We start from the raw sequence: 21,459 nt of genomic DNA on the forward strand, positions 1-21,459 counted from the left end.
AGCTCGCTCCTACTGTTTTGGGGTGAAGTTGCCGAGCTCCACAAGGCTACGTCCGAGTGCAGATCAATCGAAAACCCGTACCTCGGGTCTAACAGGCAATCCAATAAATCGCTGCGGGTACCCGCGCTGACCAAAAGCAGGTCGCGTGGCATTGCCGGGCCTGTGGATGTCCCCATATATCTGCAACCCCCACAAACCCCTGAACCTTATTCCTGCTCGCTTCAGCAACTTTTTTGCATCGGCCTATACTGGCGATTAACTTTCACCGATCGAGGGCTGGTTGATGTTTGCTCTCATGCAAAGCGCCCATGTGGAGTCGCTGCACCTCAGTGTTGATCCCGTCACAGGGCTCAAGGCCGTTATTGCCATCCATAGCAGTCGCTTGGGGCCAGCGTTGGGAGGTTGCCGTTATCTGGCGTATCCCAATGACGAAAGTGCAGTCAACGATGCGATCCGCCTGGCTCAGGACATGAGTTACAAAGCGGCCCTGGCTGGCCTGGCAGTCGGTGGGGCAAAGGCCGTCATCATGCGCGCGCCGCATGTTGAAAGTCGGTCGGCGTTGTTTGAAGCCTTTGGTCGCTGTGTGGAGCAACTTGACGGTCGCTACATCACGGCCATCGATAGCGGCACCTCCACCGCCGACATGGACTGCATTGCTCAATACACCCGTCACGTCACCAGCACCACGGTGGCAGGTGACCCTTCGGCCCACACGGCCATGGGCGTATTTGCCGGCATTCGCAGTACCGCGTCATCGCGCCTGGGCAGCGACAACCTCGAAGGCCTGCGGGTCGCCATTCAGGGGCTGGGCAAAGTTGGATACGCCCTGGCCGAGCAACTGCACGCGGCAGGTGCCGAGTTGCTGGTGTGTGACACCGATCCGGGCAAAGTGCGCTTGGCCATGGAGCAGTTGGGGGCTCACCCGATTGCTTGTGAAGCGTTGCTCAGTACGCCGTGCGACATTCTGGCACCGTGCGGCCTGGGCGGTGTCTTGAACTGGCACAGCGTCGCCCAGTTGCGTTGCTCGGCCGTGGCCGGCTGCGCCAACAACCAGCTGACCAACCTGCAAGTGGCCGATCAGCTAGAGCGTCGGGGCATTTTGTATGCCCCCGATTACGTCATCAATTCGGGCGGGCTGATCTACATGGCCTTGACCCACCAAGGGGCACAGCCAGAAAGTATCAACCAGCACCTGCTGCGCATCAGCAAACGCCTGACCGGCATTTACGCCCATGCCCAAGCAGAAAAACGCTCACCGGCCCGGGTCTCGGATGAGTTGGCGAAGAAGCTGTTGTATGGGGGGGATTAGGTTGCGAGCGGCAAGCTTCAAGCTGCAAGCCCGAGCCTAAAGCCCCGGGTTACTCGCTCTCTACCAGCAGCTCGGACAGTGCGTCGGGCTGGCTCTTGAACGCCTTGGCGAATACATCGCGGTTCTTCGCCATGTAGATGCCGGCTTCTTCAACTTGCTGCTCGTTCAACGACGGCACAGCCTTTTGCAACACTTCAGCCAGCAGCTCGGCCAGTTCGAGCATTTTGTCATGACGGTCAGCTTCGGCTTTATCCATGAACAAACGCTCCAGATCTCGGCTGCTGCGGTATACCACTTCGACGGCCATTTACCACCTCATATGCCTTCACGATAAGTTATCTTGCTAGTACTGTGTTTTTATACAGCTAAAAGCATAAGCCAATCGCTGCGCTTTGGGTAGCGACTTTTTGACTCTAGCTGCAAATGGCCGGTGACGTGTCTAATCGCTGCTGGCCATCATCTTACTGGCGATGACTGGCCTTTTTTCTGCATGCAGAAAGCGTCACGTTCATCGCGGATGATCCGTTTTAACCGACTCAAGGAGCTTCATCGTGAGAGTAAACAAAGCTGAGAAGCTACGACGCCGGGTCCATGAACTGGCCGAATCGATGGGCAATTTGTTCGTTGAAACCTTCCATTACATGGCCTTGTTCGCCATTGGTGCTGTCACTGCCTGGGCGGCGGTGATGGAGTTTCTGCAGATGGTGGAAAAGGGCAACATCACCATCGACGATATTCTGCTGCTGTTCATCTACCTGGAACTGGGAGCGATGGTCGGGATTTATTTCAAGACCAACCACATGCCCGTGCGTTTCCTCATTTACGTGGCGATCACGGCGCTGACCCGCTTGCTGATTTCCAACGTCTCGCACCACAACCCGCCAGACATGGGCGTGGTGTACCTGACCGGGGCCATTTTGCTGCTGGCGTTTGCGATTCTGGTGGTGCGCTATGCGTCGTCACAGTTCCCGTCGGTCAAGATCGAGAACCCCCATCGCAAGACCGGCGCCGGTTCCGGCGAGCACCCGGAGGTGGAGAAGGGCGAGTTGTAATCTGGCGCTTTTTGCACCACAAAAAAGGGCGGGCTTACCTAAGTAAGCCCGCCCTTTTTAATGCGCCCCTGGCGCTGAATCAGCTATTGAGGACGGCCTGTTCTTTTTCCAGAAATTCTTCTTCGAGCAACGCATCTGCGCTTTCTTTGTGCTCTTTGACTCCAAACCCGTCAACGGGCAGTTTGGCGGTGTGTTTGCCACGCAGCTTGCCGAACAAATGTGCCAGAGCGTGCTCCAGTTTGGTCGCAGCGCCTTCAACGGCGAGTGTCAGTTCATCAGCGTCGTGGGATACCAGAATCGGCTGGTGACCTTTTGGACGAGCCTCCATTTTGCAGCGTTTGTCTTTGGGACCGGATTTACCGCCGTTCTCGTCGGTTACATGCACGATCACTCGAGTCAGGTCTAATAAATGACGTTCGAGCGTAACTTCAACTGTAGCTGTCACCCAATTTTGGGTACGTACGTCAACAGCGATGTTCTTATCGGAAAAGACTTCAGTTTGCATAATTCTTCCCTTTTATAACGTGCTCGTGTGAGTTCTGACGGCCTCGCTACCCAAAGGTTCATCGTCATCGCTCACCTACAGTGTTTGAGCCGATGAGCAAATATTTCAAGCACTATTTTCAGGAAAAACCATTCGCCCTGACCCGCGTCAGTCTTTGACACGGACAAAGGCCCGCGTGTGCGGGCCATGGCGGATTTATATCAAAATGCAACCGAGGTCTGGAGGTACAGGGTGCGAGGTTCGCCGACGTACTTACCCTTGTTGTTGTCGTCAAACGAGCGGGTGTAGTACTCGTGGTTGAAGATGTTTTTCACCCCGATGGCAACGTTCAAGTCAGCCAGTTGGTGACCAAAATCGTAGGCCACGCGGCTGTTGAACACCATGTAGCCAGGGATCAGGCCCGCGCTGCCGTCTGCGCTTTCAGCGCGGGTGTTGGCGTTGTCGGCGAACTGATTGCTCTGGAAGGTGCTGTCCAGATTGGCCTTCCACGGGCCTTCGGTGTAGGCGACACCCAGGCTGCCTTTGTTTTTCGAGGAGAACGGCACACGATTGCCTTTGGTAGGCCCCTCTTCGCGGATGGTCGCGTCAACATAGGCGTAAGTGGCGTACACGTCGAACCCTGCCAGCACGGGGCTCAAACCTTCCAGTGCGTAGTTGACGCTGGCTTCGATGCCTTGATGGCGCGTTTTACCCCGCGCGATGACAGAATCGGTGGTCTGGTCGCTGTCGTACTGATTATTGAAATTGATCAAAAATGCGCCGATCTCCGCGCGTAGGTTGCCATTGTCGTAGCGTGTGCCCAGTTCCCAGGTGCGAGCTTTTTCAGGTTTTACTTCGCCTTCATTGACCCGGTTCGGCATCTGGCTGTACTGCACGCTGCCGAATGAGCCTTCGGTGTTGGCGTAGATATTCCAGTTGTCGGTGACGTGATACATCACGTTGAGTGCCGGCAGTGCCGTGTTGTAGTTCCCTTTGTATTTCACTTGGGTCAGCAGGTTGGTTTGCTGCTGATCGATCATTTCGTAGCGAATACCCGGGGTGAAGGTCCACTTGCCGATGTCGATTTTATCGTCGATGAAGAAAGCATTGGCCTCGGTGGCGCCACGGGTATCGCGGTCGTTTCGGCTATTGGTGGTGGGCAGTTGGTTGTCGGCGATGGGCGTGCGATAGCGCAACTCGTGCCCGGCTTCGTTGATATAGCGATAGCCCACGCCGACTTCATGGACGCTACTGCCCAGGTCGAAGCCTTGCGCCAGTCGCGTTTCAATCCCGCGTACCCAGTATTGGCGCGGCGACAGCGAGAGGAAGCTGCCTTGGTCCAGATAACCGCTGCGCAGGGTTTTAGTGAAGAAACTGTTCACGGTGAATTCGCGGCGATCTTGCTCATAGCGATAGCCGAAGTTGATCAATGTGCGTCGACCCCAGAACTTGTCGTTCGGACGGGTTGACTGGTATGGGTCGGCCCGGTAAGCGGCAGCGCTCAGGCCGCCCGGCATTTGTGCTTCACCGTCGTAATACTGAGCCATGGCGTTAAAGCTGTTGGCCTCGTCGAGCTGGTAATGGCCTTTGAGGATCAGGTCGTCGATACGTGTGTCGCTGTGTTCACGCCAGTCGCTACCGCGAGTTCCGGAGTAGAGCAGGGCGCCGCCCAAGCCGTTGTCAGCGGTGCCGCCCGCCAGCAGGTTGGCGGTTTTCTTGAACCCGTCCTGGGTCGACGACGGGCTGGTTTCTGTCTGCACACCGACTTTGACCGTCGGCTCGTCAGGAATCGCCCGGGTCACGAAGTTGACGATGCCGCCCACGTTTTGCGGGCCATAACGCACGGCTCCGCCACCGCGCACCACATCGACCGCGTCCATGTTGCCCATGCTCACCGGGGCAAAAGACAGCTGTGGCTGGCCGTAAGGGGCGAAGGGCACCGGAATGCCGTCCATCAGCACCGTCGAGCGCGTGGCCAGACGCGGGTTGAGGCCACGGATACCGAAGTTGAGCGCCATGTCATGGCTGCCGGTGCCGTTGTTTTCCGGGGCGTTGACGCCGGGGATGCGATTGAGCACTTCGCGCGCAGAAGTGGCGCCCTGGCGTTCGAATTCTTCGCGGCGGATCACGTCACGCGCCCCGGGATGCTCAAACACATTGATCTGCGCCGCATCGCCCAGCCAGTCGCCAACCACGCTGGATGTGCCCAGTTCGATACTCTGCGGGGTGTCGGCAGCCGGTGCCGGTTGCAAGCTATAGGCTCCTTGGCCTTCGGCACGGGCTTGCAGGCCCGTGCCTTCGAGTAGCGCCTGCAAGCCTTGTTCCGGGCTGAAGTTACCTTCCAGGCCATGACTCTGCAGGCCGCTGGCGGCCGCCGAGCTGAACGAAATCAACACGCCCGCCTCGCGTCCAAACTGATTCAGTGCGTTTTCCAGAGAGGAGGGCGCGATGTGATAAGGCTTGGTGTCTGTTTGGGCGTCGGCGGTGAAACTCAAGCTGGCACCCAGCAACACACTGGCCAGGGACGTAAGACGGAACGGCTGAATGGGCATGACAAAGTCCTGAGAAGAAGATAAATCGAAGTGGCTTACCTCCTCTGTCACGTCAGATTTGAAAACAGCTCATCTTTTTTGAAATAAACACACAGGGTGTAGAAGCAAGCTTGCCTGGCGGTCTTTTGATCTTTAAAAAAATCGCGAGGCAAGCTCGCTCCTACAGGGGTTACGCACGCGCCTCGACGGTCACCCAGTACCGGGTAAAGCGTTTGATTCGCACCGGCAGACTGACTTCCAGCATGCTGAGGATTCGCTCGCTGTCGTCAATCGGGTAAGTGCCGGAGATCAGCAGCTCTGCGACTGTCGGGTCGCAATTGAGCTGGCCACGGCGATAACGTCCCAGCTCGGTCAGGAAATCCTCCAGACGCATGTGTGCGGCCACCAGCATGCCTTCGGTCCAGGCACCGCTGCCGGCGTCCAGTGCGTGTGGGGGGCTCCAGGCCGCGCGGTTGAAGCTCACTTGCTCAGACGCCTGCACCCACAGCGGGCTGCCTGTGTGGTCGGCAGGTGTCAGTGCCACACGACCGTCAAATACGGCCAGTTCGGTGCGGTTGTCGAACTGGCGCACATTCAAGCGCGCGGCCTGGGGCTGCAGTTGGCCGTCTGCGGTGAGTACCTGTAGAGGTCGTGAGTCCTGGGCTGCAATCAGATGCATCTCACCTTCTAGCAGACGAATCACACGCTGCTGGGCGTTGAATCTCACATCTACCGAACTGGCCGTGTTGAGCTGGAGTTGGCTGCCGTCTTGCAGGTGTACTTTGCGCCGCTGACCGACCGGGCTGCTGTAATCCGCCAGCAGCGGCTTGATTGGCAGTTGGTCGCGCAAGCCGTAGGTCAGTGCCGAGCCCGCTCCCAGCAACAGCAAAACCTTGAGCGCATGGCGACGGCTGCTGCTTTTGGGCGCGTTCAACGCGGCGTGAGCCAGCGGTGATGACAAACCGCGCAGTCGTTGATTGACTCGCTGAATATGCTCCCACGCCCGCTGGTGTTCGCTGTGAGCCTGCAACCAATGCTCCCAGGCTTGCTGGCGACGCGGGCTGAGCGCGCCGCCCTGCATTTCTACCAGCCAGCTCACCGCCTGCTCGGCGACCTTGGGGGCAATGTCGGGCGGGTTGTTAAAGGTGCCGTTCATAGAGCGAAATAGCAGCGCAAGGCGGCTTTATTCAAATGACGTTTGACGGTGGCGATCGAAATGCCCAGTTGCGCACCGATTTCGGCGTAGCTCAGCCCGTCGATCTGTGCCAGCAGGAAAGCGTGCTTGACCGGCGAAGGCAGCCCGTCGAGCAGTTGATCCAGCTCCACGAGGGTCTGCAGGATGATGGCTTTGTCTTCTTCGGAGGGCACCAGCAGCTCGGGCAGAGCTGCCAGCGCCTGTAAATACGCGCGCTCCAGATCTTGGCGGCGGTAATGATTAAACAGTACGCGCTTGGCCACTACCGTCAGAAAAGCCCGAGGTTCGGCAATGGTCGGCGTCTCGCGGGCGGTTAGCAGCCGCATGAACGTGTCTTGGGCCAGGTCGGCAGCGCCGTGCGGGCAGCCGAGCTTGCGCCGCAACCAGCCTGTGAGCCAACTGTGGTGGTCCTGATACAGAACCTCGACGGTGTTTGACGGGGGCACGACCACTCCAATTGCGCCGAAGACGCTTTAGAGAACAAGAATTGTTCGCATTGTAGTGGCGAGCGATTGGATTGAGCAATCGCACTTGATCAATGGATTCAGCACAGCCCGTCATCTGCTTTTGCATATGAGAATATTTATCATTAATATTCGTTTTCTTTTGACTCCCGTCTCGACGCCCATGAACCCTCCCGAACTCAAGGATGGCCCCGGCAGTGAATCGCGCCATGGACGTGCGCATTTTCTGCAGGTGTTTTTATCCCAGCGCCCACAAATGGAGGCGTTAGTCAGCCGTCGCGTGGGCTGTCGGGCGACGGCCGCCGATCTGGTTCAGGATTTGTTTTTGCGTTTCTGGCGCCGCCCCCTGGTGCAAGTCGAAGAGCTGGGGACGTATTTATTGCGCTGCGCGGGCAATATCGCCATTGATCATCTGCGCAGCGAAGGAACCCGCGACCGTCTCAACCAGCAGTGGGAAGCCGAGCCTGATGCGCAGGCTTGTGAGCCGCAAGCAGCGCTGGAAGCGGGCAATGATTTGCGTCAGGTCGAGGCGGCCTTGCGCAGTCTGCCTGAGCGCACGCGGCATATCTTTTTGCTCAATCGCATCCATGGCCGCACCTATGCCGAGATCGCCAAGGTCATGGGCGTGTCCCAAAGTGCCGTCGAAAAACATATGATGCGCGCCCTAGAGACCTGCAAGGCCAGCTTGCGTGAGCCGCCAGGGACAGCATCGTGACCCAATTTTCGAAGATCCAGGTGACACCCGAGCAGGAGCGCACCGCCCTGCAATGGCTGAGCGTGCTGCACGATCAGCCCGACAGCGGCGACCAGGCGACCTTCAGCCGCTGGCTGCAAGCCGATCCGGCTCACGCTGAAGCCTACGCCCAGGCACAAGTGATCTGGGAACTGAGTGAAGTGGCGGGCAGCACGCTGGCTAATGAAGAGGCGCTGGTGATGCAGCGCTACCTGACGCAGATGAACACCCACCGCCGTACGCGTCTGGTCCGCTGGTCCAGCGGCCTGGCCGTGGCGGCTTGCCTGTTGCTGATGTTGGGTGTGCTGGCCGGTTGGCAGCCGATGCGCTGGATGAATGACCTGGGCGCCGATTACGTCAGCGCGCCGGGGCAGGTGCGCACACTGACCCTGGCCGATCAATCCGAAGTGACGCTGGGGGCCGACAGTGCCATTGCGGTGAACTTCAAGGGTAATGAGCGACACGTCGAATTGCGTCGGGGTATGGCGTTTTTTCACGTCACCCACACCGGCCAGCCCTTTGTAGTGGATGCCGACGGCGGCGAAGCCCGGGTCTTGGGCACCGAGTTTGAGGTTCGCCTGCAATCGGGGGGCGCACAGGTCACAGTGTTGTCCGGGCGGGTGGGGGTCAAGGCGGACAAAAATGCCCCGCAGCAGATCCTCACTGCCGATCAACAAGTGGCCTACGCCGCTGGCACGGCAGACACCGTGCACCGCGTCGACAGCCTCGCGCAACTGGGCTGGCGCACGGGCTGGCTGACGTACTACAAAACACCGATGGCCGACGTCGTGGCCGATCTCAAACGCTACTACCCGGGGCGCATCGTGCTGCTCAACGCAGAGTTGGGGGACCGACGCATCAGCGGCAGCTTCTCCAGCCGCGACCCGCAAGCGGTGATTAATTCGCTGCAAGGGGTGCTGGGATTTGAACAGCACAGCGTGTTTGGGCGGTTGATTGTGCTGCGTTGACGATTTGCCCTGGAGACTTCTTAACCGTCGAAATAAAAATTATTTTCGGCAGCAGGTGAGGTAACCCCCGGGCTCATCCGTGTAGTGCTTGAAAATGCGAAAAGTTCGCATTCCGTAGCAGGTCACACACAGGTCATGAGCATGAAGTCCAGGGCAAGGTCGGCGGCAGGTGGTTCGGTTAAACAGTGGATGGGCGCATCTGCGTTGGTGATGGCAGGCCTGGCGCTCAGCCCGTTGAGCGTGGCGTTGGCGCAAGACGTTGTCCAGCAGCAGGCGGTGGCGCTGTTTGATTTCAATCTGCCGGCCAAACCCTTGCCTCAGGCACTCAACGATTTCAGCCGCCTGACCGGCCTCAGTGTGGTCTACACCGATGAAGCGCCGTTCGGCCTGCAAGCCCCGGCTGTCAAAGGCCGCATGAGTGCGGATCAGGCCCTGCAGCAATTACTGGCGCATTCCGGGTTCAATGTGCGCCGTATCGACGGCGCCACCTATGCCCTTGAGCCGCAGCCGACGGGTGATGCCTTGAATCTGGGAGCGACCAGCATTACCTCGCAGATGCAAAACGACACTACGTATCAGCCGCCAGCAGTCTCGTCAGTGATGCGCGGCACGGGTTCGTCGATGGAAACTCCGCAAACCATCAACGTGGTGGCCGCCCAGGTGATTCGCGATCAGGCGCCGCGCAACCTGGATGACGCGTTGAACAACATCAGCGGCATCACCCAAGGCAATACGCTGGGCAGCACCCAGGACTCGGTCATGAAGCGTGGCTTTGGTGACAACCGTGATGGCTCGATCATGCGCGATGGCATGCCCATCGTGCAGGGGCGGGCGCTCAACGCCACCGCTGATCGTGTCGAAGTATTGAAAGGCCCAGCGTCGCTGCTCTACGGCATTCAGGACCCCGGCGGGGTGGTCAACGTGGTCAGCAAAAAGCCGCAGTTGGAGCAGTACAACGCCCTGACCGTACGCGGTTCGAGCTACGGATCGGGTAAAAATGGCAGCGGCGGCAGCCTGGACAGCACTGGGGCCCTGGGTGATTCAGGGCTGGCGTACCGGATGATCATCGACCACGAAGACGAAGATTACTGGCGCAACTTTGGCGTGCACCGTGAAACCCTGGTGGCGCCCTCGCTGGCCTGGTACGGCGATAACACCCAAGTGTTGCTGGCCTACGAGCACCGCGAATTTCTCTCGCCGTTTGATCGCGGCACCGCCATCAACCCCCAGACCAATCGCCCGCTGGACATCCCGGCCACTCGTCGTCTGGATGAACCGTTCAACAACATGCAAGGGCGCTCTGATCTGTACCGTCTTGAAGTCGATCACGACATCAATGATGACTGGAAAGCCCACGCCGGCTTTAGCTGGAACCGCGAAACCTACGACGCCAGCCAGGTGCGGGTGACGGCGGTTGATCCGCAGACCGGCACCTTGACCCGTAAAATGGATGGCACCAAAGGCGCCAACACCACCGACCGCTTCTCCACGGTCAGCTTGCAAGGCAAAGTCCAATTGGCGGGCATGCAGCATGATCTGGTGTTCGGTGCCGACGATGAGTACCGCAAAATCTACCGCGCCGAGCTGATCCGGCAAGACAGCCAGTCCACGTTCAACTACGAAGACCCGGTCTATGGCAATGAAGTGCCGGGTACCACGGTCAGCCCTAAAGACAGCAATCAGACGGACTTGCTGCGCAGCGACTCGCTGTTTGCCCAAGACTCCGTTCATCTCACCGATCAATGGATTCTGGTGGCTGGAGCGCGCTTTCAGAAGTACGACCAACTGGGCGGCAAAGCCATTCCGTTCAAGGCCAGTACCGATACCAACGGCGTGAAATGGGTGCCGCGTGCCGGGTTGGTATACCGCTACACCGATGAGCTTTCTTTTTATGGCAGCTACACCGAATCATTCAAACCAAACTCCAGCATTGCTCCGTTGAGTGGTGGTGTGGTGCTGGATTCAGCGGTTGCACCTGAGCAGGCCAAATCCTGGGAACTGGGCGCCAAGCTGGACATTCCGGGGCGGATCACCGGCACCGTGGCCTTGTACGACATCAAGAAGCGTAACGTGTTGGTGTCGACCACCGTGGGCCGGGACACCATTTACTCGACAGCAGGCCAAGTGCGCTCCCGTGGCCTTGAGCTGGATGTCAGCGGCCAGTTGAGCGACAACTGGAGCCTGATCGGCAGCTATGCCTACACCGATGCTGAAGTGACCAAAGACAACCTTTACCAAGGTATGCGCTTACAGAACGTGGCCAAAAACAGCGGCTCGGTGTCGGCGGTTTATGATTTCGGCAGCCTCATTGGCGGTGACAAATTGCGCGTCGGTGCAGGTGCCCGTTATGTGGGCGAACGGGCAGGTGATGCCCTGAACGACTTCGATCTGCCTGCCTACACCGTGGCAGATGCCTTCGCCACCTACGACACCCGCATCGAAGGGCAGCAAGTCAGGTTCCAGTTCAACGTCAAAAACCTGTTTGACCGCACGTACTACACCTCGGCAGCCAGCCGCACCTTCGTCTCGATTGGCGATTCACGGCAGTTCACCCTCGCCAGCACCCTGGAGTTTTAAACGCCTGGGACAACCTCTTTGGTGGGCGCGGGCTTGCTCGCTCCCACAGCAAAATTGATCACGCTCCGGCAGACCCTGTCGAAGGTGCTGGCCAATTTTTGTCTTGGGTAATTAATAACTTTCAGAAAAGTCCGATTTACTTCTGGTGCACGCAGATCCAGGGTGCTGGCTTTCAATCAAACTATTTCACTCATTGTCATCAACACGGATGCGCACCAGACACAGTGCATTCGCGCAAATGGCAAAAGGAAAGTAGTCCAAAGCACTCAGGACCCTCCAAATGCATGCCTCATTGACCTTGTTGTATACCCGTGAGGCCTGCCCTGACTATCTGCGAACGCTAAATGACTCGCTCTTTTCTGAGCAGCAAGGCAGGGGGCCGATGCCGGATGATTTCGATCTTTCGGTTGAGGGCTGAGCCATGGGACGAGGAAGTGTCAACGGCATAGGGCAAGGTCTGCATGGTGACCTGACGACCACTGGCGCGGTGTGTATCAGCAGTTTGGCAAGTGCTATACAAGGAGGCAGAGGCGTATTACGGCTCGGGGATAAAACGACACCCTGCCCGCAATGCGGAAAAATCGGCGTCATCGTTGATAGCCTGCCATCCATGGTTTGGATGGGCATTGCGACGGTACTGGATGGCGCAGCCATTCATTGCGGCTGTCCTGCCGGGCATAACCGCCTGATCGCACCTGCCAACGCGCGCTCTGTAACGCAAAACACCTCAAGCCGCGTAGCCGTCACCTCAGAAACTCCAACCCAAACCCCCGCTGTCACGCGCGCAACGCGCCCGACACACTTCACATCGGCTTCCACTCCATCCTTCGGCCTCACGGAAACACTGTGCTTAAAGCAGCCGCGCAGTTTGACGCCCTGTTAAACAGCACCGAACGGCATCGGATCGAACAGGCCATTGATGATATTGCCAAAGGTCAGGGCGCCCGATGAGCCGGACCTGGCCAACAGGTTGGCGACGTGCCGGGCTTGGGCTAATTGTTGTTGCACTTCTGGTATGGGCGTAGCGCGTTTTTTTGCCGATGAACCGGAAATTGCGTTAATACCCGGCGAGCCCTGGGAGGACATGCGTCAGCGCTCCAGTGCCGCAATTGATCCCGCCATTCCCGGAGAAATTTGGGGAAGACTTCCGAAGTCTGATGCACGCCTTCGCCTCATAGATCCTCAATACGGTTTCGTAACCCCGGCTGCTCGTTTTTTTATGGTTAGCTTCAAAAATGAACGAATCGAAAATGTCAGTTTGTCCCCTCAAGTCGAGCCCTTATTACTCGACGACACCCTCAAGGTCGTACTGGATTTACAGGAGCAATGGCGCCAAGGGGGCTGGGTGCCCATACGAGTCAATTACGACCCCCCGTTCGCCGACACCCCACAATGGCGTGCTCAATTACGCAATGTGAACAAAGGGGGGACGTCTTATTGGCAGGCGGGAGACAAATACCAAGTGATGCTGGTAGTTAACCGCTTCAAGGATTATCGGCACCCCACAGAGGAGCGATATCTCATCAAATTGGACTTGGCCCAACCGTGGGTAACACAGTGACCCGCCACTCAATGTGGCGGTCAATTTTTCTCATCGTGCACGCCCAGCAAACCTTCGTTTGATGGGCGCGCAGAACAATCGCAGTTAATCCTGATCGATGCCGATGAGGTGCAGGCCATTGCGTTATGGCTTGTACACCGCCCGGTATTCTCCCGGCGTGGCGCCCATGCTCTGTTTGAACCGATTGGTGAAATGGCTGGCGCTGGCAAAGCCACAGGCCAGGGCGATATCGCCCAGCGCCAGGGAGCTATTGCGCAATAAATCACGCGCGCGGGCCATGCGCCGGGCCAGCACGTATTGATGCGGCGGCACGCCAAAGCTTTCGCGGAACATGCGGGCAAAGTGGTAGGGCGACAGCGCGCAATGCGCCGCCAACTGTCCGATGCTGATCGGCTCGGCCAGTGAGTGTTCAATGTGCTCAACCAGTTGACGACGCTGATGCGCCGCCAGCCCGCCCTTGAGTTGCAGACCGTCGCGCAGGCCCACCTGATTCAGCAACGCATGATCGAGCAGCTCACTGGCCAGCGTGCTGGTTAAAAGACGCTCGCCCGGCTCGCTCCAGTTCAGTTTGATCAGTTGATGAAAGCGCAGGCTTTGCTGCGGGTCTTCCTGAAAAGTCAGTTCGCGCAGTTGCAGGCTGCGCGGTTCGCGGTCGAGCAGGGTGATGCAACCCAGGGCGAATTGCGCCTGGCTGACATACACGTGGGCCAGGCGGATTTCGCCATTGATGATCCACGAAGACTGATGCCCGGCGGGCAGCACGCAAAGCTTGCCCGGCGAGCCTTTGCTGCCCGGTTTTTCGCGACGAAAGGTACCGGTACCGCCCGAGATGTAGCACGACAAGGTGTGATGTGTCGGCGCTTCGTAGGTCCGTGCGTCGTGATGGTTGCTCCACAACGCCGCAGCCATGCCGTCGCCCAGCTCGCAGCTGTGCTCCAGTCGTGAATTGGGCGAGCTGCCCATGGCTTGAAAGACTTGCAGGGTGTGCAGTGTGTGCATGGTCAGTTCTCCAACGCTTTGCATCCTACTCCCTCACGCACCGCCTGCCAGCCCCGCACAAACAAAAGCGCAAGAATCTGCAAGTGCCGCAAGACCGCCTGGCTGCACACTGAAGGCCATTGACTGGAGTGCGCCATGAACCTGTTTTTGTATGTGTTAACTGTGCTGATCTGGGGCACCACATGGATCGCCCTCAAGCTGCAATTGGGGGTTGTGGCGATTCCGGTGTCGATTGTGTACCGCTTTGGCCTGGCCGCGTTGGTGCTGTTTGCGGTGTTGCTGCTCAGCCGCAAGCTGCAGGTCATGAATCGTCGCGGCCACCTGATTTGTCTGGCCCAGGGCTTGTGTCTGTTTTGCGTGAATTTCATGTGTTTTTTGACCGCCAGCCAGTGGGTGCCGACGGGGTTGATTGCAGTGGTGTTCTCCACGGCCACGCTGTGGAACGCCTTGAATGCGCGGGTGTTCTTCAAACAAAAAATAGCCCGCAACGTGATTGCTGGCGGCTCGCTGGGGTTACTGGGGCTGGCGCTGTTGTTCTGGCCCGAATTGACCGGGCACACCGCGACCCCGCAGACCTTGCTGGGGCTGGGCCTGGCCTTGATCGGCACGATGTGTTTTTCGGCGGGCAACATGCTGTCCAGTTTGCAGCAAAAGGCCGGTCTCAAGCCGCTGACCACTAACGCCTGGGGCATGTTGTATGGCGCGAGCATGCTGGCGGTGTACTGCGCGTTTAACGGTATTGCCTTCGACATGGAATGGAACGCCCGCTATATAGGATCGCTGTTGTACCTGGTGATTCCTGGCTCGGTGATCGGCTTTACTGCGTACCTGACTTTGGTAGGGCGCATGGGCCCGGAGCGGGCAGCGTATTGCACGGTGCTGTTCCCACTGGTGGCGCTCAACGTGTCGGCATTTGTGGAAGGCTACCAGTGGACCGCACCCGCCCTGGCCGGGCTGGTGCTGGTGATGTTGGGCAATGTGCTGGTGTTCCGTAAGCCCAAGCCGATAATTGCGCGTGAAAAAAGCCACCGTATGGCCTGATTGCAGGTGTTCAGCTCAGGTGTGCGCAGGTGGTAGTTATCTAACGAGTTTTGAGAGGGCGCGTGGTTAGTCTCAGGATTTAACTCCTGAGTAGCGCCCATGCCCCTACCTGATCATGACGCCCCGGCTTCCCCTTTTTTAACTGCAACACAATGGGCCGAACACGCGGTCCTTGAGCATTTACATCAATCGGTCAGCAGCCAGTTCGCCTCGCTCACTGATGCCGAACAACGTCGCTACCGTCACTTGGCGCAACAGTATGCAACGGCTACAAAAGACGTAGAACGTGAAGACCAGTCCCTGAAAGACGCGTTTCAAGCCCAAGGTGTCGCCCGCATTCGGGAGCGGTTACTGGCCGTGACCGGAAAAGACCTGGACCCGCTCAAGGTCTATATCCACACCCGGTACTTGCACACTCCGCAGAGGACGCTGCAATGGCCTCAACGCGCCAGACGTTCGCCGTCAACGGTTGAGGGTGAGCCCAGGCTCCCTGAGCCGCTCGCCCGCCTCGACGAGGGCACGCCCATGGCGCATGTGTTGAGCATGACCCTGTGGGAGGCGGCCTGTATGAACTTTGGTTTTCTTGCCTATTTTGCGAGTTACCGAAGCGACAGCCTGGTCAATGCCAGTTTCATCAATCTGTCTCCGGGTGTTGGTTTCAGAACTGCGCAGGTTCCTGAAAACATCGACACGACGTCGCTGATCCCGGTGCAGGCGTTCATTGATGCGGCGCGCAGCCTTAACCTGGGCGAAGAGCTTCAATTGCGGATCATCGAGAAGCTGCAGTTCAGCTCAACGCTTCAAAGCCTGATGCGCACGCAAACAGCGGCGCATCTGCAGTTCAGCCTCATGGAGTTTTATCGAAGTTGTGGCCCGAACCCGCAAAAGCGGGCAGCTGTCCAGGCGCTCAGCACCGCACTAAATAGTGGATCTACTGCTTTGACCGTCAGCCAGATTGTCTTGACGATCAAGTTCACGCCTGCAGAGTTGTTAAGTGGTCACGGGTTTCATCCGCAGCGGGGTTTTTCTGTCTCAACTCGTCCAGCACCGACAGCGCAAAAGGACGCCGGGCATTTCATCATTCCGTTTTATCAGCTTGAACTGCCGGGTACGAAGGGGGTGTTCAGTTTTTTTCCGGGACGCCCTAAAGGAGAGTTGCGTTGGCATGGGGTTCCCTCGCAGGTGATCGCTGACTTTCGCGAACAGTTACTCAAGGACCGCGCCGATAACAAGCTGGACTGGTTCCACGTGCAATTGTCCGAAGAGCTCAAGGACAAGTTGATAACGGTTGTCCCGCAGCCTGCCGGTGCGGGCACCCTTGGCTACACGATCCCGGGCCAGTTGCCTCCTCTGCGGCGAGAGTGGATAGCCTTTGACGATTTGGGCTTCAAGGTTGTCAGCGATCAAAACTCTCTGGAGTTACCGCTTTTTTATTATCAATGCGGGCTCTATGCCAACCGCGCCTTGCAATTGGCGCAGGAGAAAAGCGCAAAAGACTGGCAAGACCTGGTGTCGGCAGTCAGTACCTTGTTTGACGAGTTGGCCGCGTTGTTATTGATCCCGATACCCGGTGCGGTCAAGGGCCTGAGCAGAGTCATTCAATTGCTGTTCCTGGGGAGCACCGCCCAGGAGGCATTCAGTGCATTGGAGCAGTCGTCCCGGGGGGATCACAGCGGCGGCGCGCAACTGCTGCTCGATGCCCTCGATATTCTGGTCACGCCCTTGCTGAACAGGAAGGCGGGCACAGTGGCCCAGCTTCGCCACGCAAAAATGCTGCAACAAATGGGGCAACCCAGGACCTTTACCCGGGTTGATGGCCGCACTGATCTCTGGCAAAGCGATGTGGCCCTTTTTACCCTGGCACCCTCGTCGGTCACTGACCACATGGTGTTGGATGAGCAAGGTATTTACCGTCAGGCCGGGCATGACTATGTCTTTCTGGAAAAAGACGGCCAGCGCCATGTTGTCGAAGTGGAACGCAACACGGATGGCACCTGGCGCGCAATTGCAAAGGTTGACCCCAATGCCTACAGGCCGCCTGTGGTGTGGGACGAAACGCAACGGCGCTGGCAATTGGCGCTGGATGACAGTCAGGGCTTGAGCGACAGTCAGTTGTTGTGCCGGATGGTGAGTGGCATGACTGCCCAGGTCGCGCAAAGGGCGCTGGATATCAGTGCAGTGAGCCGCGCCGATTTGCAGCGCCTGTGGGCTGGCGATCATGCACCGTCAGCGCTGACAGATGCGGTGACCCGCTTTCAGGCCGATACCCAACTCCAGCGTTGCATCCAGGGCTTGAACCAGTATGGACAATCCCCCGCGATTCTTGAGGGGCCCGTGTTGTCGCTGATGCCCAGCCTTGAGTATTGGCCCAAGGGCACGCTGCTGATGGTGCTGGATAGCAGCGAGACTTTCAGCGAAGTGTACGGTCAGGTTGCCTATCCTGCGGGCAGTCGCAATGGCGTGATTTTAAAGCGTCTGGATGACGGTGAACTGGTGACCACAACCTCTTTGCCCCTGAGGGCGTTCCCTGATGATCTGTTGACCGACGTCATCAAACAGTTGTCGTTGCCAACCGATAGGTTGCAGATGAGCCAGCAACTGGCGTCACAGCTCAACGTACACAAAGACACTTTATTTACCGCGCTGACCGTGGGTAAGGATGAGCTCACGGCCAGCGGCATCACCGAAGGCCTGGTCGAATACCGGCCCACCGTCGCCGTGTCTCCCGTCGTGCTCGGGTTGCGCAGTGTTCACCCGGGGCTTTCCATGGCGCGTTGTCATGAGTTGCTGCGCCTTTATCCGGATCTGGCCCGGCATCTCAACCACTTGAGTGACACGCTGCAACGCCACGCATTGCTGCGTTCAAGGCGCTTGCCCAAGCCTTTGCATGATGCGGTCTTCAGGGCTGTTTTTTCAGCAAGGGTTGAGCGGTTGCTGGATGCGGTATACCACCCTCGCGCGTTTAATCAGGACGTCGATCAATGGTTCAAGGAACTGTGCGCGTCCAAGCTCAAGCAATGGCTGGACGTGGAGTTGATTGTTTATACCGAAGCCGAAAATGTGGTGGCCGGGGCCGGTTATGAAAAATACCGCAAGAATGAACTGGTGCTCATCGATCAAGGTGCCGGCACGTATTCGGCCTATGACATGCAGCATCACACGGTCATACCCGCGGTGAGCGGCCCGGACAGTTTTCTGGCAGCCGTGATTGCAGGGCTAGGGACGTCTACGCGAATCCAGAACCGTCTCGGCGCGGTACCGGTGACGGTGTCGGGATGGCGCGAGGTGATCGGGAATGAACTCGTTGCCCAGCGCACGCCTGCAGGGTTCATTGACCCGGCCTTTGCGCAGGTAGAACGCTATGCATTGACTGGCGCAGACATACCCTCTGAATGGGAGCCTAATGCCAAGGGGATTCATCCCCACAATAATCGCCCTCGCATTGCGCTGGATTTTCAGTGTTATGACGTTGAATCCCCGACGCTGGGTCGGGTGAATGCAATCATCGATTCGAGTCGTTTTGGTCGCGCGCCGATTCCGCTTTATGGCAACGATCAAGGCAGCTGGCGCCATCACTATGAACAACCCCTGGAGTGGGATGGGTTGTATCTGTTAAAGCGCCTTGGACATAGCGCGTCAGGTTTTAACAGCGATGAAATGACGGGGATTCTGCACGTCAGCAACACCACTGATGACATGCTCAGGCGGGTGCACGTTAACCGTGAGCCCATCCCGGCCCTGCTGGTGGATACCCTGGCGCGATTCCGACACGCCCAACGCCTTAAAGCCTTGCTTATACAGCGTGATCAAAATGTGGATCGGTCTTTGTTCTCAGCGATTACCGAGGCGTTTGACCGCAATGGGCGCACCGGCCTTATGGCAACCTTGACGCCGTCTCAGTTGGCGGCGCTCCAGCAGTCAATACGGCCAGACGATACCTACGCTGACCTGCTCAGCCACACCCCCAGTGACGTGCGGTATGTGCATGCGCTCTATCATTATCTGGTCCGCTCCACAGGCGGCATGACACCGGCCTTGTTTGAGGCGGTGGCGCAGGTTTCCGAAAACCAGCCAGGCCCGTCCGTCGCATTGATCAAGCGGGTCTTCCCGGGCTTGCCCGCGTGCATTGCCAGTGAGCTGGTGCGCAGTGCCAATCAGGCTGAAACCCTTCAACTGACAGAACAGGGCCGTGTGCCGTTACGGATTGGCGAGGAGGCTCGCTGGTATTTACGTGAATTGAGAGTCAACCGTGCCATTGAGGGTTTCTATCTGCCCGCCCTGCAAAACAACGACAGCGTGAGGCTGATGCTGCACTCGCTTGGCACACTGGCGGGATGGTCTGCCACGGTCAGGGTGCAGGCCCGGGAGGGTTCTGTTAATGGCGCGCTGATCGGTCACTTGGGGCCGGACAATGGCACGGTGCAGTTAACCTTGGTCAACACCACGCAAGGTTGGCAAGAGGGCTCGGTGTCTGGGCGCGACGTCAACGCCAGCCCCCAGGATTTTTTCACGGTGTTGATGGCCGCATTGCCAGACGCTGAGCGTCAGGCACTGGGCGATGCCTATCCCGGTGGCGCCGAGTTGCTCAAGGAGAAACTGATCGTGAGAGTCATCAAGGACCGCGACCAGGTCTATAGCCTCTTGGGCATGGTGGCGAAGCGTCCCTGGTTTGCCCCGCCTAAACGCTTTGCTGGCGGGCGAATCGGCTATGCCTTGAGTGGCCGAGGGCAAGCATCCGGCGAGACTGTGACAGAGCCGGAGTTAGTCCGGCGTTATCAAAACATATATCCGGCCAGCGGCGAGTTTGAGGCTACGCAAGCCTTTGCGCAGATGCGCGAGCGTAATCTGAATGTTGTCAGTGAGCTCTCTCGACTCAAAGACGAGGCAACGAAACTGCTGCAAGACCTCGACGCCTGGGTCGCACAGAGAACTGACCTTGAAGGGTACAACTCTGCTGCTCAAGCGCAAAAGCAGGCGATGGCCCAAGCCTTGAGCAGCGCATGGCGCAAGGAGTCACGCGGCCGAGTTGATTTGAGCGGGAATAGTGTGGGGTACGCGTTGGCGCTGGAGAACTTTCGAGTACCGACATTACCTGTTCTTTCTGCGCAATTTAGTCATGTAGTCGACTTATCGATGCTCAGGCTTGAAGTGGGTGCCGGGATGGCTTTCGTCGACGCGAATAATATTGAGCAATTCTTAGGTCGTTTTGGTGCGTTGACGTCCTTGAAAATAGAGCGCTGTGATTTCACTCATTTGCCGCAGGCCATCGAGCAATTGTCAGGTTTGACTCAACTGGCCATAACGGACAACATCGTTCGCTTGCGCCTGAGGCGTCAGGAGCTGGCGATGATCAGCGGGCTGGTTCACTTGCAGGCGCTCAATTTAAGAGGGTGCGTACTCCCCGAGCCGCTGGATGTCAGTCGCCTGACTCAACTGCGCACGTTGAATCTGGCCTCGACTCACTCCCAGGCGTGGCCTTCAGGTGTACTGCAGTTGAGCCGTCTGACCGATCTGGATTTAAGCAATAACCTCATCACCCAGATACCGCCTGAGGTCTTCACGGCACATTGGAGAATCAACAACGGCACCCATCTGGCGGGCAATCCACTGAGTGCGGCTGCCTTGCAGCAACTGCGTGATTTTCCATTTCGCCCCCGGGTCAATTTCGGCTTGCACCTGGATGCCGACCATCCCCCTGCACAGTCGACTTTCGATCATCTGGTTTGGCTTGATGGACTGGCTAGCGAGAAGAGGGCTCCCCTGTCTATTGAGGTTCAATCGCTGGAAGACCTGCCGCGCTCCGAGAGCTTTTTCACACTGATCGATGGCTTGAAAAGCACCCAGGATTTTGTAAAAGACAAAGATGATCTGGTCCGACGTGTTCAGACAATGCTCAAAGCGGCTGCCCATCATGAAACCCTGCGTGATTCATTGTTTGATCTGGCAGAAGAACCCAGGCAGTGCTGCGATTCGTTAGCGCTGATGTTCAGTCGGCTGGAAACCCAGGTCTTGGTCTTTGAGGCACTGGCGGATGGGGACCCTGCTCGCACTGAGAGGAATCTGGCCAGACTCGTGCGGGGTCAGTTCCGAGTGCACCAGTTGGATCGGCTGGCAGCCGAATACACCCGTAAAAAGAAGGACGAAGGAGAGGTCTTAGATGAACTGGAAGTGGCTCTTTCGTACCGCTTGGCACTGACGCAGGCCTTACAACTGCCCGCTCAGCCTAAAAACATGAAGTTTTCCGAACTGGGGAAGCTTGATGACGGTGCTGTTGTACTGGCGCGTGATGCAGTTCTGGCAATGGATACCAACGAGCAGATGCTCGCGTATATGACTGAAGACCGTTTCTGGGTGGATTTTTTAGAGAAGCGCTACGCGCAGCCATTCAGTGCCTTGAAAGAAAAGTTCAGGCAACCCTTGGCGCAGGCCATGGAACAAGGGGAAGACCACGGGCAGGCCGTCGCAGTGGATTGGGCTCATGAGCGCAAAGCCCTTTTGACTAAGCTTACCCGGCAAGCGTTGAGCCAGTTGTAGCCGCCAGTTAA

Annotated in this window: 14 protein-coding genes and 1 pseudogene; 9 read left to right on the plus strand and 6 right to left on the minus strand. The window is 57.8% G+C overall.

The genetic code is table 11. The annotated features are described in order from the left end of the window. The first annotated feature begins 283 nt into the window (after window positions 1-283). The gene (locus NTD86_RS20120) at window positions 284-1,309 is read left to right on the plus strand and encodes a Leu/Phe/Val dehydrogenase (RefSeq protein ID WP_262204868.1); all 1,026 of its coding nucleotides are present in this window, start codon (window positions 284-286) and stop codon (window positions 1,307-1,309) included. Between the two features lie 49 nt (window positions 1,310-1,358). Here NTD86_RS20120 and NTD86_RS20125 read toward each other — a convergent pair whose 3' ends face one another. After that, entirely contained in the window at window positions 1,359-1,616 is a 258-nt protein-coding gene (locus tag NTD86_RS20125; protein WP_048368282.1) for a YebG family protein, read from the minus strand. Between the two features lie 244 nt (window positions 1,617-1,860). On the opposite strand from NTD86_RS20125, the gene NTD86_RS20130 reads away from it, so the two are divergent. Continuing rightward, window positions 1,861-2,361 (plus strand): phosphate-starvation-inducible protein PsiE, encoded by a 501-nt coding sequence (locus NTD86_RS20130; protein ID WP_262204870.1) that lies wholly within the window; start codon window positions 1,861-1,863, stop codon window positions 2,359-2,361. Window positions 2,362-2,440: 79 nt separating this feature from the next. Here the strand turns inward: NTD86_RS20130 and NTD86_RS20135 are convergent, their stop codons facing one another. The 4 genes from NTD86_RS20135 to NTD86_RS20150 all read right to left on the minus strand — a co-directional run bounded on the left by NTD86_RS20135 (window position 2,441) and on the right by NTD86_RS20150 (window position 7,017). After that, window positions 2,441-2,866: an HPF/RaiA family ribosome-associated protein gene (locus NTD86_RS20135; RefSeq protein WP_262204872.1), complete on the minus strand. Its 426-nt coding sequence runs from the start codon at window positions 2,864-2,866 to the stop codon at window positions 2,441-2,443. A gap of 200 nt (window positions 2,867-3,066) precedes the next feature. After that, window positions 3,067-5,397 carry a TonB-dependent Fe(3+) dicitrate receptor FecA gene (fecA, locus tag NTD86_RS20140; protein WP_262204874.1) on the minus strand — a complete coding sequence of 777 codons (2,331 nt, stop codon included), beginning with the start codon at window positions 5,395-5,397 and terminating at the stop codon, window positions 3,067-3,069. A 169-nt stretch (window positions 5,398-5,566) separates the two neighbouring features. Continuing rightward, window positions 5,567-6,532, minus strand: a complete 966-nt coding sequence (locus NTD86_RS20145) for a FecR domain-containing protein (RefSeq protein ID WP_262204876.1) — start codon at window positions 6,530-6,532, stop codon at window positions 5,567-5,569. Continuing rightward, window positions 6,529-7,017, minus strand: coding sequence for a sigma-70 family RNA polymerase sigma factor (locus tag NTD86_RS20150; protein ID WP_262204878.1), 489 nt, complete (start codon window positions 7,015-7,017; stop codon window positions 6,529-6,531). Before NTD86_RS20150 ends, NTD86_RS20145 begins: the two co-directional genes overlap by 4 nt. A gap of 181 nt (window positions 7,018-7,198) precedes the next feature. Here NTD86_RS20150 and NTD86_RS20155 point away from each other — a divergent pair, with 181 nt between their 5' ends. From NTD86_RS20155 to NTD86_RS20170, 5 genes and pseudogenes are all read left to right on the plus strand, one after another. Next, window positions 7,199-7,750, plus strand: coding sequence for an RNA polymerase sigma factor (locus NTD86_RS20155; protein WP_262204881.1), 552 nt, complete (start codon window positions 7,199-7,201; stop codon window positions 7,748-7,750). Further along, window positions 7,747-8,736 carry a FecR family protein gene (locus NTD86_RS20160; protein WP_262204884.1) on the plus strand — a complete coding sequence of 330 codons (990 nt, stop codon included), beginning with the start codon at window positions 7,747-7,749 and terminating at the stop codon, window positions 8,734-8,736. The genes NTD86_RS20155 and NTD86_RS20160 overlap by 4 nt, the downstream gene beginning before the upstream one ends. Before the next feature lie 141 nt (window positions 8,737-8,877). Next, window positions 8,878-11,313: a TonB-dependent siderophore receptor gene (locus tag NTD86_RS20165; protein WP_262204918.1), complete on the plus strand. Its 2,436-nt coding sequence runs from the start codon at window positions 8,878-8,880 to the stop codon at window positions 11,311-11,313. A 421-nt stretch (window positions 11,314-11,734) separates the two neighbouring features. Then, a complete protein-coding gene (locus NTD86_RS24380; protein ID WP_410017000.1) occupies window positions 11,735-12,196 on the plus strand; it encodes a PAAR domain-containing protein in 462 nt (153 codons plus the stop codon). Between the two features lie 64 nt (window positions 12,197-12,260). Continuing rightward, window positions 12,261-12,874, plus strand: a pseudogene (locus NTD86_RS20170) (hypothetical protein). A 123-nt stretch (window positions 12,875-12,997) separates the two neighbouring features. Here the strand turns inward: NTD86_RS20170 and NTD86_RS20175 are convergent. Then, window positions 12,998-13,873, minus strand: a complete 876-nt coding sequence (locus NTD86_RS20175) for a helix-turn-helix transcriptional regulator (RefSeq protein WP_262204887.1) — start codon at window positions 13,871-13,873, stop codon at window positions 12,998-13,000. Window positions 13,874-14,008: 135 nt separating this feature from the next. Between NTD86_RS20175 and NTD86_RS20180 the strand changes: the two genes are divergently transcribed. Both NTD86_RS20180 and NTD86_RS20185 read left to right on the plus strand, forming a co-directional pair. Beyond that, the gene (locus NTD86_RS20180; RefSeq protein WP_262204889.1) at window positions 14,009-14,914 is read left to right on the plus strand and encodes a DMT family transporter; all 906 of its coding nucleotides are present in this window, start codon (window positions 14,009-14,011) and stop codon (window positions 14,912-14,914) included. A gap of 99 nt (window positions 14,915-15,013) precedes the next feature. Beyond that, window positions 15,014-21,448, plus strand: coding sequence for an NEL-type E3 ubiquitin ligase domain-containing protein (locus NTD86_RS20185; protein ID WP_262204891.1), 6,435 nt, complete (start codon window positions 15,014-15,016; stop codon window positions 21,446-21,448). The last annotated feature ends 11 nt before the right edge of the window (window positions 21,449-21,459 follow it).

Source organism: Pseudomonas sp. 7P_10.2_Bac1 (assembly GCF_025465935.1).
GTDB lineage: Bacteria > Pseudomonadota > Gammaproteobacteria > Pseudomonadales > Pseudomonadaceae > Aquipseudomonas.

Coding starts and splice junctions, on each gene's coding strand:
- NTD86_RS20120 (WP_262204868.1), top strand. CDS start 284: ATGTTTGCTCTCATGCAAAGCGCCCATGTGGAGTCGCTGCACCTCAGT.
- NTD86_RS20125 (WP_048368282.1), bottom strand. CDS start 1,616: ATGGCCGTCGAAGTGGTATACCGCAGCAGCCGAGATCTGGAGCGTTTG.
- NTD86_RS20135 (WP_262204872.1), bottom strand. CDS start 2,866: ATGCAAACTGAAGTCTTTTCCGATAAGAACATCGCTGTTGACGTACGT.
- fecA (WP_262204874.1), bottom strand. CDS start 5,397: ATGCCCATTCAGCCGTTCCGTCTTACGTCCCTGGCCAGTGTGTTGCTG.
- NTD86_RS20145 (WP_262204876.1), bottom strand. CDS start 6,532: ATGAACGGCACCTTTAACAACCCGCCCGACATTGCCCCCAAGGTCGCC.
- NTD86_RS20155 (WP_262204881.1), top strand. CDS start 7,199: ATGAACCCTCCCGAACTCAAGGATGGCCCCGGCAGTGAATCGCGCCAT.
- NTD86_RS20165 (WP_262204918.1), top strand. CDS start 8,878: ATGAAGTCCAGGGCAAGGTCGGCGGCAGGTGGTTCGGTTAAACAGTGG.
- NTD86_RS24380 (WP_410017000.1), top strand. CDS start 11,735: ATGGGACGAGGAAGTGTCAACGGCATAGGGCAAGGTCTGCATGGTGAC.
- NTD86_RS20175 (WP_262204887.1), bottom strand. CDS start 13,873: ATGCACACACTGCACACCCTGCAAGTCTTTCAAGCCATGGGCAGCTCG.
- NTD86_RS20180 (WP_262204889.1), top strand. CDS start 14,009: ATGAACCTGTTTTTGTATGTGTTAACTGTGCTGATCTGGGGCACCACA.
- NTD86_RS20185 (WP_262204891.1), top strand. CDS start 15,014: ATGCCCCTACCTGATCATGACGCCCCGGCTTCCCCTTTTTTAACTGCA.